At 64.1% G+C, this 13,421-nt stretch carries 14 protein-coding genes; 7 read left to right on the top strand and 7 right to left on the bottom strand.

Annotation, left to right across the window (positions count from 1 at the left end):
- Nucleotides 1-132 precede the first annotated feature (132 nt).
- Together USDA257_RS02995 and USDA257_RS02990 are read right to left on the bottom strand one after the other, a co-directional pair.
- Complete coding sequence (locus USDA257_RS02995) at nucleotides 133-1,179, bottom strand: DnaJ C-terminal domain-containing protein (protein WP_014761398.1); 1,047 nt, start codon at nucleotides 1,177-1,179, stop codon at nucleotides 133-135.
- A gap of 208 nt (nucleotides 1,180-1,387) precedes the next feature.
- Nucleotides 1,388-1,840, bottom strand: coding sequence for an RT0821/Lpp0805 family surface protein (locus USDA257_RS02990; protein WP_041414929.1), 453 nt, complete (start codon nucleotides 1,838-1,840; stop codon nucleotides 1,388-1,390).
- Nucleotides 1,841-1,977: 137 nt separating this feature from the next.
- Between USDA257_RS02990 and pdxH the strand changes: the two genes are divergently transcribed.
- The gene (pdxH, locus tag USDA257_RS02985) at nucleotides 1,978-2,598 is read left to right on the top strand and encodes a pyridoxamine 5'-phosphate oxidase (protein ID WP_014761396.1); all 621 of its coding nucleotides are present in this window, start codon (nucleotides 1,978-1,980) and stop codon (nucleotides 2,596-2,598) included.
- Between the two features lie 15 nt (nucleotides 2,599-2,613).
- Here pdxH and USDA257_RS02980 read toward each other — a convergent pair whose 3' ends face one another.
- Nucleotides 2,614-3,663 carry a polysaccharide deacetylase family protein gene (locus USDA257_RS02980; RefSeq protein ID WP_014761395.1) on the bottom strand — a complete coding sequence of 350 codons (1,050 nt, stop codon included), beginning with the start codon at nucleotides 3,661-3,663 and terminating at the stop codon, nucleotides 2,614-2,616.
- Between the two features lie 240 nt (nucleotides 3,664-3,903).
- Between USDA257_RS02980 and USDA257_RS02975 the strand changes: the two genes are divergently transcribed.
- Nucleotides 3,904-5,151: a D-alanyl-D-alanine carboxypeptidase gene (locus tag USDA257_RS02975; RefSeq protein WP_014761394.1), complete on the top strand. Its 1,248-nt coding sequence runs from the start codon at nucleotides 3,904-3,906 to the stop codon at nucleotides 5,149-5,151.
- On the opposite strand, the gene USDA257_RS02970 is transcribed toward USDA257_RS02975, so the two are convergent.
- The 3 genes from USDA257_RS02970 to USDA257_RS02960 all read right to left on the bottom strand — a co-directional run bounded on the left by USDA257_RS02970 (nucleotide 5,148) and on the right by USDA257_RS02960 (nucleotide 8,359).
- Nucleotides 5,148-5,660: a GNAT family N-acetyltransferase gene (locus USDA257_RS02970; RefSeq protein WP_014761393.1), complete on the bottom strand. Its 513-nt coding sequence runs from the start codon at nucleotides 5,658-5,660 to the stop codon at nucleotides 5,148-5,150. The genes USDA257_RS02975 and USDA257_RS02970 overlap by 4 nt on opposite strands.
- 10 nt (nucleotides 5,661-5,670) lie before the next feature.
- Complete coding sequence (gene tldD, locus USDA257_RS02965) at nucleotides 5,671-7,086, bottom strand: metalloprotease TldD (protein WP_014761392.1); 1,416 nt, start codon at nucleotides 7,084-7,086, stop codon at nucleotides 5,671-5,673.
- Between the two features lie 73 nt (nucleotides 7,087-7,159).
- A complete protein-coding gene (locus USDA257_RS02960; protein ID WP_014761391.1) occupies nucleotides 7,160-8,359 on the bottom strand; it encodes a winged helix-turn-helix domain-containing protein in 1,200 nt (399 codons plus the stop codon).
- A 117-nt stretch (nucleotides 8,360-8,476) separates the two neighbouring features.
- Here USDA257_RS02960 and USDA257_RS02955 point away from each other — a divergent pair, with 117 nt between their 5' ends.
- From USDA257_RS02955 to USDA257_RS02935, 5 genes are read left to right on the top strand one after another with little or no spacing between them, the layout of a single operon-like run.
- Nucleotides 8,477-9,157: an energy-coupling factor ABC transporter ATP-binding protein gene (locus USDA257_RS02955; protein WP_014761390.1), complete on the top strand. Its 681-nt coding sequence runs from the start codon at nucleotides 8,477-8,479 to the stop codon at nucleotides 9,155-9,157.
- On the top strand, nucleotides 9,151-9,756 hold the full coding sequence (locus USDA257_RS02950) for an energy-coupling factor transporter transmembrane component T family protein (protein WP_014761389.1): 606 nt from the start codon (nucleotides 9,151-9,153) through the stop codon (nucleotides 9,754-9,756). The genes USDA257_RS02955 and USDA257_RS02950 overlap by 7 nt, the downstream gene beginning before the upstream one ends.
- A gap of 31 nt (nucleotides 9,757-9,787) precedes the next feature.
- Nucleotides 9,788-10,351, top strand: a complete 564-nt coding sequence (locus USDA257_RS02945; RefSeq protein ID WP_014761388.1) for a biotin transporter BioY — start codon at nucleotides 9,788-9,790, stop codon at nucleotides 10,349-10,351.
- A 4-nt stretch (nucleotides 10,352-10,355) separates the two neighbouring features.
- On the top strand, nucleotides 10,356-11,852 hold the full coding sequence (locus USDA257_RS02940) for a class I adenylate-forming enzyme family protein (protein ID WP_014761387.1): 1,497 nt from the start codon (nucleotides 10,356-10,358) through the stop codon (nucleotides 11,850-11,852).
- Nucleotides 11,836-13,029: a thiolase family protein gene (locus tag USDA257_RS02935; RefSeq protein WP_041413875.1), complete on the top strand. Its 1,194-nt coding sequence runs from the start codon at nucleotides 11,836-11,838 to the stop codon at nucleotides 13,027-13,029. The genes USDA257_RS02940 and USDA257_RS02935 overlap by 17 nt, the downstream gene beginning before the upstream one ends.
- Here USDA257_RS02935 and USDA257_RS02930 read toward each other — a convergent pair.
- Complete coding sequence (locus tag USDA257_RS02930; RefSeq protein WP_014761385.1) at nucleotides 13,017-13,418, bottom strand: acyl-CoA thioesterase; 402 nt, start codon at nucleotides 13,416-13,418, stop codon at nucleotides 13,017-13,019. The genes USDA257_RS02935 and USDA257_RS02930 overlap by 13 nt on opposite strands.
- Nucleotides 13,419-13,421 lie beyond the last annotated feature (3 nt).

The raw sequence follows: 13,421 nt of genomic DNA, 5'->3' as shown, positions 1-13,421 counted from the left end.
ACCACGCCACCATAGATCGGTGCGGCAAAATGTCGAGAATTGCCTATGGCATAGCCGCCAGAGCGGTTCAAGCGCGGCGCGGATCAGGAACTGTTAGTCCCCGTAATATTGGTTCAGCTTGTCATTAAATCGTTACAAATACAGCCCGTCGCGCTGCGACCGCATCAAGTCCGTGATCTTGTCGTCGGGCTTTTCATGCAACACCAAGCGCAACTCGACCAGGAGGTCGCCGCTTTCGCCATCGGGTCCCTTTAAACCCTTGCCGGGAATGCGGATGACCTTGTCGGATCCCGACCATGCCGGGACCACCACCGTCGCGATTCCGCTCGGTGTTTCGATCCTGGTCTCGCAGCCCAGCACCGCATCCTGGAGGTCAAGCGGTAGAGTTGTCGCGAGGTCGAGCCCCTGGGTGCGAAACGGACCGTCCTGACGAACACGCAAGGTCGCGACGACGTCGCCGCGGGTCATACCGGCGACGCGGTATCCCTGCTCCTTCAGGCGAATCACCTGTCCGTCGATCGCGCCAGGCGGAATTGCTACCTTCACCATTTCGCCGTCCGGAAGCTCCATGGCGACACGCGATCGGTTCATCACCTCTTCGATGCTGACGGGCAGATCGACGACCAAATCCGGCACCTTCTCCGCGGTTTTTGCAATCCGGTCCCGAATGCGCCGGACGATCGCCGCGACCAGTTCCGTCCCGGGCGCAGCAGATCGCCGGACCGTCGCCTCCGTCTTCGCAGGCTCCTGTTTCGTCTCGGCCGTCGGCTCCGGCTTTGCCTCGGCAGCGGGACCGGCCTTCTCGGCGGAGCGCGGCGACGAGGCCTTCGTACCGGATGGCGCGGGCTGCGGATCGACGCCGAAGATTCGCGATATCGCCTCTTCGGCGCTTTCCGCGGCGACTGGCTCCTCGGCCGGCTCGGGGCCGCGCATCTTCTCTTTCATTGCTTCCATGCGACGCAATTCCGCCTCGCGCCGCGCGTGGTCGTAGCGGCTCCGGCGCGCCGGATCCCGCAGCACTTCGTAAGCCCTGCCGGCTTCGGCAAAACGTTCCGTCGCCAGCGGGTCATCCTGATTATGGTCCGGGTGGATCGCTTTGGCGACAGAGCGCCAGGCGGCCTTGATTTCCTCCTGCCCGGCACCGCGACGCACGCCGAGGATTTGATAGGGATCGCGCATGGCTTGTCACCACAGTCTTTGAACGGCCACGCTTCGCGGCGGCTCGTCTACGCATTACGAAGGCAGCCCGTGATGGGCCGGTTTACTCACAGGCGATGATCCAGGGAAGTTGCTAACTAACGGTTAGTTGGTCCCTCCCCCGGCAGCGGATCCGGACGGTACGGGGCGTCGGTCCGCGCCTTTGCGCGATTGTGGTTAACCGCGGATTTCAGCCCTGCGGGCCGAAGCTCGTCAGATACCACTCGCCGTTGTCGAGCCGGCAGGTCCTGCCGTCGAACTTGGCGATGCCTTCAAAGGAGTGGCGCGTTGTCGTGAAACGGCGGCAGAGCACGCCGGAAGCATGGTCTTCCTCGATACTGCTGATGACGCCGGCGCTGCCCGACGAGGTATTGGCCCAGGGAATGGCGCTGCCGCCCGAAGCGATATCGGCGGAGGAAACAGCGTTGCGCACGGCGACGGCGTCAGACAGACCATCGGACGTCTTGGCGACCGGCACGGTCCCGGTCGCGACGGAGCGATCGACGCTGGAATTTCCGAAGAGGTCGAGACCGGACCCCATGCATCCTGGGAGCGCGAAAATGCTCAGGCAGAGTGCCGCACTGCGCAGCAACGCAATGGAAAAGCCCTTCTTGCCATCGATCCACTTTGCTATGTCTTGCACGGCAATCCTGTCAGACTCGCCAGAGCCGAGCACAGAGCGACGACGCACTGGCAGGCTCCGACAATTTTCGATGCGGAAACACGATCGGGCTCATCCCAACGCGTCCCCGCGCCAGATACACGGCATAGGAAGGCAATATGACCGCGAATGAGTTAATAACCGGTGACTTCACGGAAGCAGACGAGCCCTTTTCCCTCTTTGGCACATGGCTGAAGGACGCCGAGAAAAGCGAGGTGAATGACCCCAACGCGGTCGCCCTTGCGACCGTCGATCCCGATGGACTGCCCAATGTGCGCATGGTGCTGCTCAAGGGTTTCGACGAACGCGGCTTTGTCTTTTACACGAATTTTGAAAGTCAGAAAGGCCAGGAACTGCTGGCCACCCGCAAGGCGGCCATGTGTTTCCACTGGAAGTCGCTGCGCCGCCAGGTGCGCCTGCGCGGGCCGGTGGAAATCGTCACGAACGAAGAGGCGGATGAATATTTCAGGAGCCGACCGCGCGGCAGCCGCATCGGCGCCTGGGCCTCGAAGCAATCCCGCCCGCTCGAGAGCCGCTTTGCCCTGGAGAAGGCCGTCGCCGAATTCACCGCCCGTCACGCAATCGGCGAGATCCCGCGCCCGCAATGTTGGTCCGGTTTCCGCATCCGGCCGACCTCGATCGAGTTCTGGCACGACCGTCCGTTCCGACTGCATGATCGCGTCGAGTTCCGTCGCCCGGTTCCGGAAGGGGGTTGGGAGAAGGTGCGGATGTATCCCTGACCGAGGCGTAGCAACTTATGGCGCGGCGAGCCGGAACGGGATGCCGGAGGCCAGCGCTGATACATGCCGCTCGCTCTGGAAATGACCGTTCAGCGATATCCGAGGCACGGCGTGAAGGTTGACGCCGGAGGAAAGCGTGCCCGGCTCCGTCGTCACCGCAACGGTAAAGCCGAGATCCGCGGCCAGCCGATGGTCGCGGGCCGAAACCGTCGACCGGTAGCCGTAGGGATAGGCGATCGTCGACGGAGGCCTGCCGGTGATCGCCGCGACGCGTGCGGCGGATGAGGCGATTTCCCGGCGGGCCTCGTCGTCATCGAGCCGTGCCAGCGCCCGGTGGCTGATCGTATGCGCGCCAAGGCGCGCGAGCGGACTTGAGATCAAGTCACGAAGACCGCTTTCGTCGAGCGTCAATCGCCCGGTGATGGCGAAGGGGTCGATTCCACAGGCGTTCGCAGTACGATTCAGAGCCGCCACGGCGCTCGCCTCATCGACGCCATGGATGTAAGCGGCGATGCGATCGAAGGCCGCTTGCTTCTGCCTGTACGTGCCGCTCGACACCGAAACCGCACCATCACCAAAGTCGAAGCGGAACTCGCGGCAAGCGGACAGCAAATCGGCAAGCGTTTCCCACCACAGGGTGTGGGTGCGATCGACATAACCGGCCGTGACGAAGACGGTGAAGGGGACGCCGTGTTTTTCGAACACGGGCAGCGCCCATTCGAGATTGTTGCGGTAGCCGTCGTCCAGGGTGAAGCAGGCGAAGGGCCGATCGTCGACCGAGGCGAGCCATTCCGGCAGCTCTTCTAGAGCAACGAAACGGTAGCCGTCGCGCTTCAACATCAGGATCGTTTTTTCAAGAAACGCCGGGGTGATTTCCAGATGGGCGTTGGGATCGAAGTCCCGATGCCCCTTGGGGCGGACATGATGCAGGGTAAAGACGGCGCCGCGACCGCGCGCCTTCCCCATCAGACCGACACGTGCGAGGAGATGGGCGGCCTCGAGCCCGCCGGCAATTGCGGCCCGCCTCAAATGGTTGCGGACCATCTTTGCGAGCGAGTGTTTCATCTTTCTCCGCTGTCCCGCACTGATTGCGGGACGCGATACACCCGCCCCGCCGCAATTGCCGCAGCTTTACGCCACCTCTGTTAAGCCTTGCTGAATCGACCCGCGCGTTCATAAGTCGGGGCAAAGCTCAAAAAGGGGGCTGCCTTTATCGATTTTCGGCCTTAATGTTACGACAAGTCCACGGCCGTCACGTCCTGATACGTTTCGCGTGCCAGAACTACGGGGCTCAAGGGGGGGATCATGAAGAACTTGCAATTTGCCTTGGCCGCGATCGTGGCATTCGTCGCCGCCACCGCATCGGCTTTCGCTGGCAGCGCTTCTCTCGTCATCGACGCCCGCAGCGGCAGGATTCTCTCCGCCGAGAACGTCGATGAGCTGAATTATCCCGCGTCGTTGACGAAAATGATGACGCTTTACCTGACCTTCGAAGCGCTGCACCGGGGCGAGATCAACTGGCAAACCCCGGTGCCGATGTCGAAGGAGGCGGCGCGCAAGCCCCCGACCAAGCTCGGCCTCAAGCCTGGCGATGCCATCACCGTCGAGCAGGCCGTCTACGGCATGATCGTCCATTCCGCCAATGATGCCGCTGCGGCGATGGCGGAAAAGCTCGGCGGGTCCGAAGCCGCCTTTGCCCAGATGATGACGGCGAAGGCGCGCCGGCTCGGAATGACGCGCACCATCTTCGTCAACGCATCGGGCCTGCCTGCAAGCCAGCAGGTGACGACGGCGCGCGATATGGCGAGGCTCGGCATGGCGCTGCTCAGGGACTTTCCGCGGGAATATCGACTCTTTTCGGCGCAGAGTTTCAATTTCCGCGGCCGGGTGATCCGCGGCCACAACAAGCTGATGTATCGCTACAACGGCATGGACGGCATCAAGACCGGGTATACCAACGCTTCCGGTTTCAATCTCGTCAGCGCCGTCAGTGACGGTAACCGCCGCGTCATCGGCGTCGTACTCGGCGGGCGGACGGCGAAGAGCCGCGACAACAAGATGGCCGCGCTGCTCGATCAGCATTTGGGCCGGGCGCCCGCGACGGGCGACGGCCCGGCAATCGCCGCGGCGAAGCCGCTCGACACGGTCGAAGTCGCAACCTTGCCCGGCGTGTCGCTCTATTCCGAACCCAATCGTGCTGGGAAAAACGTCAAGGCAGCGATCATGGCGGCGTCGACGGCTGCCGTGGTTCCGGCGGATCGGCCAACTGCCATTCAGGAGGTTGCGAGCACCGAGCCTAAGGCCAATGCCTACTGGCAGATCCAAATTTCGACGTCACCCACTGCGGAAGCTGCGCGCAGGATCCTCGTCGAGGCACAGTCGGCCGGCGGTGCCGCTCTGCTCGGCGCTTCGCCCCATACGGATGTGGACAGCAGCGGCAAGCGCTACCGCGCCCGCTTCATCGGCTTCGCCAGCCGGGAGGCAGCCGCCTCAGCCTGCAGCATCCTCAAGAAACGGTCCTATGACTGCTTGCTGCTTCGCGGCCGCAGCTAGCGTGAGGCCAACCGACGAACATAGAATTTCGTATCGACGCCCATGACGGGAAAGCTCGCCGGCAGATCTTGCCTGGCGATTTCGACAAAGCCGTTCTTTTCGTAGAACCGATGGGCCGCGAGGAACTTCTCGGTCGTCCCGAGGTAGATCGCCTCTATCTTCCGCTGTTCGGCATGGGCGAGGAGCGCTTCGAGCAGGCGGGCGGCCACGCCGTGTTCGCGGCCACGAAAGTCGGACGCGACGAACATCTTGCGCAAGGCTGCCTCAGCGCCTCCGATATCCTTCAGGGCAAGCGTGCCGACGATCCGCTCTCCAACGGCCGCAACCCAGAAGTCGCCGTCGCCCGTCTGATAGAATTCGGGGATTGCCCGAAGATCCGGCTGATCTTCGGCAGTGACGGCGATGCCGAACTCCTCCTGCTGGATTGGCAGGATAAGGTCTATGACACCTTCCTCATCTGCCGCGGAAAAACGCCGGATTTGCAGAGTTTCTCGCGACTGGCTGGTCATTCCGCCTTGCCTATGCCTGGGTGCCGCCGACGGTGATCTGGTCCATCCTGAGATGCGGCTGGCCGACGCCGACAGGCACCCATTGGCCGCCCTTGCCGCAATTGCCGATGCCGGTGTCGAGCTTCATATCGTTGCCGACCATCGTCACCCGCTTCATCGCATCCGGCCCGTTGCCGATCAGCATCGCGCCCTTGACCGGCGCGCCTACCTTGCCATCCTCGATGAGATAGGCTTCGGTACAGCCGAACACGAACTTGCCCGAGGTGATATCCACTTGGCCGCCGCCGAAGGAAACGGCATAGATGCCTCGCTTCACCGAGGCGATGATTTCATCTGGCGTACGGTCGCCGGCGAGCATGTAGGTGTTGGTCATGCGCGGCATCGGCACATGGGCATAGCCCTGGCGGCGGCCGTTGCCGGTCGGCTTCATGCCCATCAACCGCGCGTTCTGCCGGTCCTGCATATAGCCGACGAGCTTGCCGTCCTCGATCAGGACGTTGTAGCCGGAGGGCGTGCCCTCGTCGTCGATCGAGATCGAACCGCGCCGCGCCTCGATCGTTCCGTCATCCACGACGGTGACGCCCCTGGCCGCCACCTGCTCGCCGAGCAACCCGGCGAAGGCAGAGGTTTTCTTGCGATTGAAATCACCTTCCAGGCCGTGACCGACCGCTTCATGCAGCATCACTCCGGGCCAGCCGGAAGCGAGCACGACGTCCATCGTTCCCGCCGGCGCATCGATCGCTTCGAGATTGACGAGCGCCTGCCGCAACGCCTCGTCGGCGCCGCGCTTCCAGTTCTCTTCCGTGATGAAATCGCCAAAGCCGCGCCGTCCGCCGATGCCGAAGGAACCGGACTCCTGCCGGTCACCCTCGCCAACCACGACCGAGATGTTGATGCGCGTCATCGGCCGCACGTCGTGAACGCGATGTCCATCCGACCTCAAAATGTCCACCACCTGCCAGCTTGCGGCGATCGTCGCCGTCACCTGCCTGACCTTGGGCTCCTTGGCGCGCAGGTAGGCGTCGATCTCCCGGAGCAACGTTACCTTGGTCTCGAAGCTCGGTTCGCCGATCGGGTTTTCATCGCCATAGAGCTTCTTGTTGGTGCGCTGCGGGGCAGCGGCATAGGAGCCGGAATAGCCGCGGGTCACCTGCCCTACCGCGTCCGCCGCCCTCTTCAAGGCGGCAACCGATAGTTCCCCGGCATGGGCGTAACCGACCGCTTCGCCGGCGACCGCCCGCAGGCCGAAGCCCTGGTCTGTGTTGAAGCTGCCGCCCTTCAGGCGGCCATTGTCGAAGGAGAGCACCTCCGCCTGGGCATGTTCGAGGAAGAGTTCGCCGTCGTCGGCGCCGGCAAGCGTCTCGGAGAGAACCTTGCGGACCGTCGCCTCGTCCGCATCGAACAGGCTTATGAGGTTGGTGTCCATCGTTCTGCTCCGCGTCGTGAAGGATTCCTCGTTCCATTTAGGAAGCCCGGCGCCGCAAGCCAAGAAAAATCGATCAGGACCGCGCGGCGTTCCAGCCGTCGAGCAGATTGACGTCTCCGACGCCAGCGAAGCGGGCGATCCGATCGAGTTCGGCCATCACCTTCTCGATACGGCCGGACGACGCCTTGACGCCGTCTTCGAGCCAGAGGCGCCGGACGTCGAGGCTGCCGCGCTTGCGGTCGGCCTTCATGTCGATGCGGCCGATCAGCCGGTCGCCTTCGAGAAGGGGAAAAACATAGTAGCCGTATTCGCGCTTCGCCTCCGGGACGAAGACCTCGATGCGGTAGAAGAAGCCGAACAGCCGTTCTGTCCGGTTCCGGTCGCGCAGCAGGGGATCGAAGGGGCTCAACACGCGAATGCGCGAAGGCGGATCTGGAAGATCGCCGAGATTGTCCGGAAAGCCCGCGAAGGCATAGGACGGCCGCGGCTTGCCGCCATTGGCGGCCTCGATGACGATCTCGCAAAGTTCGTCGCGATGATCGGCAACCCAGGTCTTCGCCTCCTCGGGCGAGACGAGATCCCAGAAGCCGGCGATCTCCCCATGCGTTGCAAAGCCGAGGCGTTCGAGGGCGCTCCGGCAGGCCCAGTCGATAAATTCGGGATGGCTCACATCGCCTTCGTAGTGATGCGCCGGAATGACCCGTTCGGTGAGGTCATAGACCTTCTGAAAATTGACGCGACGGGCGATCGCGAGCCTGCCCTGCCGCCAGAGCACCTCCAGGGCGGTCTTCGACGGATGCCAGTTCCACCAGCCGCCGGATTGGTGATGATCCTCTTTCAAGTCGCGCGCCATGACCGCCCCGCCGCTGGCGATCCGCTCGTAGGTTTCGTCGCATCCCGCGTCGAACCCCTCGCCGCGCCATTTGCGCCAGCGCTCGCGGAGCGTTTCGCTCTCCCATTTGAAGCGATGTTTCCAATAGACGAAGAATGCGCTCGGAATGATCGAAGCATCGTGCGTCCAGTGCTCGAAGAGTTCGCCGTCCTCCTCGAGGAGCTCGTTCAGATGTTCGCGTCGATAGGTCTGGTTACGCGAAAACAGGATCTGATGATGGGCGCGCTCCACGGTTGCGATGCTGTCGACCTGGACGAAACCGATGTCCTGGATCAACCGCAGGAGACCCTCCTTGCCGAGCGCGCGATGCGGCGCTGTGGAGAGACCCTGCTTGGCGAGAAAGATGCGCCGGGCATCGCGGTTGGAAAGGCGAATCATCATGCAGGAGAGAGTAGGCTTTTATTCCCAATTTTCAAATACACCGCGAAGCGAAGCGCATTGCCCTTGCAGATCGAGTTGCCTATAGAGCCACCCACGACAACTCACGAGGAACTGGGATTGGACATCCGCTTTACCGATTGCACGGTTCGGTTCGGCGAACGGGTTGCGCTCCACCCCCTGACGCTTGCCCTCGACGAACGGCGGATCGGCATCATCGGCCTCAACGGCTCCGGCAAGACGACCTTCGCGCGACTGATCAACGGGCTCGTCAAGCCGACGACGGGCCGTGTCTCGGTCAACGGACTCGACACGGTGAAGGACGATAGGGCGGTGCTTGCCGAAGCCGGCTTCATCTTCCAGAATCCGCAGCACCAGTTGATCATGCCTATCGTTTCCGACGACATTGCCTTCGGGCTCAAGAATCGCGGGCTGCCGGCTCACGAAATCTCGTCGCGCACGGAAGCGGTGCTGTCCCGTTTCGGCGTCAGCCATCTGGCGCGGCGGCGGGTGCACGAGCTTTCCGGCGGGGAAACGCAGCTCGTCGCCATGGCGAGCGTCGTCGTCACCGGACCGAGAATCCTGATTCTCGACGAGCCGACCAACCAGCTCGACCTGCGCAACCGCCGCATGGTTTCAGAAACCATCGATGCGCTCGATGAGGACACGATCGTCATCACCCACGACCTCGGGCTGGTCGAAGGGGTGGAGCGGCTCCTGCTCTTTCATGAGGGTCGTCTCGTCGCCGACGGGAGTCCGGACGATACCATCCGCTACTATCACGAGGTGGCCGGATGCTGACGAGCCTTTATGTGGAAGGACAGAGCTGGTTCCACCGGGTGCCGGTGCGCCTGAAGCTCATTGCGCTCCTCGTCCTCAGCGTGGCGCTCTTCACCACGAATTCGCCGCTTCTGCTGCTGCCGGCCTTTCTCGGCTGCGGCGCGCTCTACCTTTCCCTCGGCATGACGGCGCACGAAGCGTTTTCGCGCGTCGGCTTCGTCCTGTTCACTATCCTCGTGCTCGCCGCGGTCAATCTCTTCCTTGTTCCGGTCCCCCAGGTGGTCGCTCTCATCCTGCGGTTGACGGCCCTCGTACTCCTTGCCGCCGCCGTCACGGCGACGACGACGATCGGCGCCTTCATGGACGAGATCACCATTCTTCTGAAACCCCTGGAGCGCCTTGGCCTGTTGCGGGCGGCCGACGTCAGCTTGGCGCTCGGCCTCGTCCTGCGCTTCGTTCCGGATATCTTCGCCCGATATCAGGCGATCAGCGAGGCGCACCGCGCGCGAGGACTGCCAATCCGCCCGCTGACGATCATCGGGCCGCTGATCATCCTGACGCTGAAAGATGCGGATACGATCGCCGCGGCCATTGACGCCCGCGGATTTCGCCGCCAATAAATTCGCGCTTTCTAATAAAGGGTAGGACCACATGAACACCAGAGACCTCGTCCTCATTGCGCTCTTCGCCGCAATCGTCGTCGTGCTCGGCCTCATCCCGCCGATCACGCTCGGCTTCATCCCCGTTCCGATCACGGCGCAATCCATGGGCGTCATGCTCGCCGGCTGCATCATCGGCGCAAGACGCGGCGCGCTATCGTTCCTGCTGTTCATCCTGCTGGTCGCCATCGGCCTGCCGGTGCTGTCGGGTGGCCGCGGTGGGCTCGCCGTCTTCGCCGGCCCCTCGGGCGGCTTCATCCTCGGCTGGGCGGTCGCCGCCTACGTCACCGGGCTGATCGCCGAGCGCTTCGTACAGCCGGGGAATTCGGAAGGGCGCCAGTTCGTCGGTTTCTTCCTCGCCTCGGTGATCGGCGGCATCGTCGTCCTCTACGCGATCGGCGTTCCGTGGCTCTCCGCGGTTACCGGCACGCCGCTGATGACCGCCGCGACCGGTTCGCTCGTGTTCATTCCGGGCGATCTCCTCAAGGCGGCGATCGCGACGCTCGCCGCCCGCGCCGTCTACGCCGGCTACCCGCTGCTGCCGGCCCGCGCCTGACGCGATGCCGCTTGCGAGCGCCATAATGCTGCATGCGGGCGAGCGCCCGCACGCCCCGGCCTTCCGCATGGAGGGCCGGGTTTTCACATTCGGCGAGCTTGCTGCCGCGGCAGGCCACATTCTCCATGCGATCGAACAATCGGCCTTGCACGCAACCGGGCACAGCGTGCTTTCCGGCCGCGTGCGGCTGATTGCCCTCGAAACCGGCAATCACCCGCTCTTTGCCGCGGCCTTCATCGCCGCAACGTCGGGCGGCAATTGTGCCGCGGTCGTCGATCCGCACCTGCCGGAATCGACGCGCCGGCGGATGACGGAAAAACTGCGGCCGGAGATCGTCATCCGCGCGGACGGCGATCTTCTGCAACTGGACGTGCCCTCCGCCGGGCAAACGCATGCACTAGAGGCCTTCGACGGTTCGTCACCGATTCGCGTCGGCGACCGGGCGGAACCTTTTCTCGTCGTCTTCACCTCCGGCACCACCGGCGAGCCGAAGGCGATCATCCGCGACCGAAGATCCTGGCGCCTCAGCCTCGAAACTGGTCGGAATTTCTTCGGCATTGGACCGGAAACGACGACCTACGCGCCCGGACCTCTGGCACACGGACTGGCACTTTACGCGCTTGTCGAGAGCCTTGCGGCGGGGGCCGAATTCATCGGCGCACGTCATTTCCAGCCGCGCCAGGCGCTCGAAGTTATTGGCGGCGCCGATGCAAAACGCCTGGTGCTGGTGCCGACAATGCTGCGGCGGCTTTGCGAACAGGCCGAAGGCGCTGCATTGACCTCCGTCGAAAAGATCACCGTCGCCGGCGCCAAGCTCACGCCGGCGGACCGGAGCGCTGCCGCCAGCACCTTCCCGACGGCTGAAGTGACCGAATATTACGGCGCATCGGAACTTGGCTTCATCACCGTCGCCGGCGCAGACGATCGTCACGCGGCGACCGCGGTGGGCAAGGCATTCCCTGGCGTCCGGCTGGCCGTCCTCGACGATCACGGCAATAGCTTGTCGCCGGGGGAAACCGGGACGATCTTCGTCGAAAGCGCGCTGATATCGGACGGCTACATCCCTGGCGGCGACGGCGTCGGCTTTCGCCGCCAGGGACGGCTCGCAACCGTCGGCGACCTCGGTTTTCTCGATGAGGACGGCACCCTGCATCTGATCGGCCGCGCCGGCGGCATGGTGCTTTCCGGCGGCAACAATATCTATCCCTCCGAAGTCGAGGCCGCGATCATGAGCGCCGCCGGGGTAAGCGCGGTGCTGGTCTTCGGTCTCGATCATCCGGATCTCGGCAGCGAGCTTGCAGCAGTCATCCAGCCGAACGTTGGTACGTTCGAACGTGAGGCGCTCGAGCGTCATCTTGCTGCCGCCCTGCCGCGCTACAAACACCCGCGCAAGATCTGGTTCTGCCGGGAGATGCCGATGACCGCCTCCGGCAAGATTGCGGCCGGTCAACTGCGGCAATGGATCGCGGAGGGAAACGGTGTCCTTGAACGGCTCTTCTGATCCCGCTCGCACCCCGGTCGTCATCGCGGCGCTGCGCACCCTGATCGGCCGCGTCAACGGCAGCCTTGCGACGATCGAGCCGGCAACCCTTGCCGCCTTGCTGCTCGACAGGATCGTCACGGACACCGGTATCGACCGGAACGAGATCGACGACGTGCTTCTCGGCAACGCCGCAAACAGCGCCGGCAATCTCGCTCGTCTTGCTGCTCTCGAAGCCGGCTTGCCGGTTTCCATTCCCGGCGTGACCGTCGACCGCCAGTGCGGCTCCGGGCTCGAAGCGATCGTCCTTGCAGCACGGCAGATCCAGGCCGGCGCCGGGCGGTACTTTCTCGCCGGCGGCACCGAAAGCGCCAGCCGTGCGCATATCCGGCTTCGCCCGCCACTGGCGCGTGGCGAGGAACTCCAACCGGTGAAGCGCGCGCGCATGGCTCCCGATCTCATCGGTGATCCCGATATGGGGGTCGCCGCGGAGAACGTCGCCACCGCCTGCGGCATCTCGCGCCAGCGCCAGGACCAGTTTGCCCTCGAAAGTCATCGCCGTGCCGTGGCGGCCGAGACTGCGGGCCGCTTCGCGCGCGAGATCGTCCCGGTTCCGACACCGGCCGGCCTCATCGCCAGCGACGAGTGCCCCCGCGTCAACGCCTCGGCCGAGACGCTTGCCCGGCTGAAGCCGGTCTTCGTCAAGGACGGCACCGTCACCGCCGGCAACTCCTGCCCGATCAACGACGGCGCGGCAATCGTGCTGGTGACGTCGCTCGCCGAAGCGCGCCGGCTTGGCGCGCCCTTTGCTCTCGAATTCGTCGATGCGGCGACGGCGGGCGTCGATCCCAACCTGCTCGGCCTCGGTCCGATCCCGGCAATGGCGAGGCTTCGTGCCCGCAATCCGGCGCTCGACGTCGCCGATATCGAATTCATCGAGTTCAACGAGGCCTTCGCCTCACAGGTCCTCGGCAGTCTCCACCAGCTCGATATCCCATCGGAACGCGTCAATCGCGATGGCGGTGCGATTGCGCTCGGCCATCCCTACGGGGCTTCCGGCGCGATTCTCGTCGGCAGGCTGTTTTCGCAAATGCTCACCGCCGCAACGGATAGCGAGGGTCTGGTGATGATGGGGGTCGGAGGCGGCATGGGCGTCGTCGCCCATTTCCGCACGCTCAAGCTCGGTCACGCCGTGTAGCCGGCGAGCCAGTCGCGCGTCGCGGCCGGCAACGGCACCGGCTGATGGCGAGCACGCTCGACGGCGACCCAGACGATCTCGACCTCCGCCGCGAGGTGGCCGACGGCCTCGACGCGCACGGCAAAGCTCACCGAGCTGCCGCCGATCTTCGCGACGGATACAATGAAACGGGCCGGCTCGTCGAAGCGCAAGCCGCGATGGAAGAGGCAGGCCGAGCGGCGCACCAGATAGGCCGGCTCGTCCTTCATCTGCGGCCGATGGCGCCAGAGATTGGCGAGTGCCGCCTCGGCATGCGCGTAGTAGGCCGCATTGTGCATGTGGCCATGCATGTCTATATCGCGAAACGGAATGCGGACTTCCGTGACATTTTCCCGCTCTGTGCCGTCCATGCG

The organism is Sinorhizobium fredii USDA 257 (assembly GCF_000265205.3).
GTDB lineage: Bacteria > Pseudomonadota > Alphaproteobacteria > Rhizobiales > Rhizobiaceae > Sinorhizobium > Sinorhizobium fredii_B.
Note: the sequence above shows the minus strand (reverse complement) of the source record. Positions and strands in the feature narration are given on the sequence as shown.

Coding starts and splice junctions, on each gene's coding strand:
- USDA257_RS02995 (WP_014761398.1), bottom strand. CDS start 1,179: ATGCGCGATCCCTATCAAATCCTCGGCGTGCGTCGCGGTGCCGGGCAG.
- pdxH (WP_014761396.1), top strand. CDS start 1,978: ATGACCGCGAATGAGTTAATAACCGGTGACTTCACGGAAGCAGACGAG.
- USDA257_RS02980 (WP_014761395.1), bottom strand. CDS start 3,663: ATGAAACACTCGCTCGCAAAGATGGTCCGCAACCATTTGAGGCGGGCC.
- USDA257_RS02975 (WP_014761394.1), top strand. CDS start 3,904: ATGAAGAACTTGCAATTTGCCTTGGCCGCGATCGTGGCATTCGTCGCC.
- USDA257_RS02970 (WP_014761393.1), bottom strand. CDS start 5,660: ATGACCAGCCAGTCGCGAGAAACTCTGCAAATCCGGCGTTTTTCCGCG.
- tldD (WP_014761392.1), bottom strand. CDS start 7,086: ATGGACACCAACCTCATAAGCCTGTTCGATGCGGACGAGGCGACGGTC.
- USDA257_RS02960 (WP_014761391.1), bottom strand. CDS start 8,359: ATGATGATTCGCCTTTCCAACCGCGATGCCCGGCGCATCTTTCTCGCC.
- USDA257_RS02950 (WP_014761389.1), top strand. CDS start 9,151: ATGCTGACGAGCCTTTATGTGGAAGGACAGAGCTGGTTCCACCGGGTG.
- USDA257_RS02945 (WP_014761388.1), top strand. CDS start 9,788: ATGAACACCAGAGACCTCGTCCTCATTGCGCTCTTCGCCGCAATCGTC.
- USDA257_RS02940 (WP_014761387.1), top strand. CDS start 10,356: ATGCCGCTTGCGAGCGCCATAATGCTGCATGCGGGCGAGCGCCCGCAC.
- USDA257_RS02930 (WP_014761385.1), bottom strand. CDS start 13,418: ATGGACGGCACAGAGCGGGAAAATGTCACGGAAGTCCGCATTCCGTTT.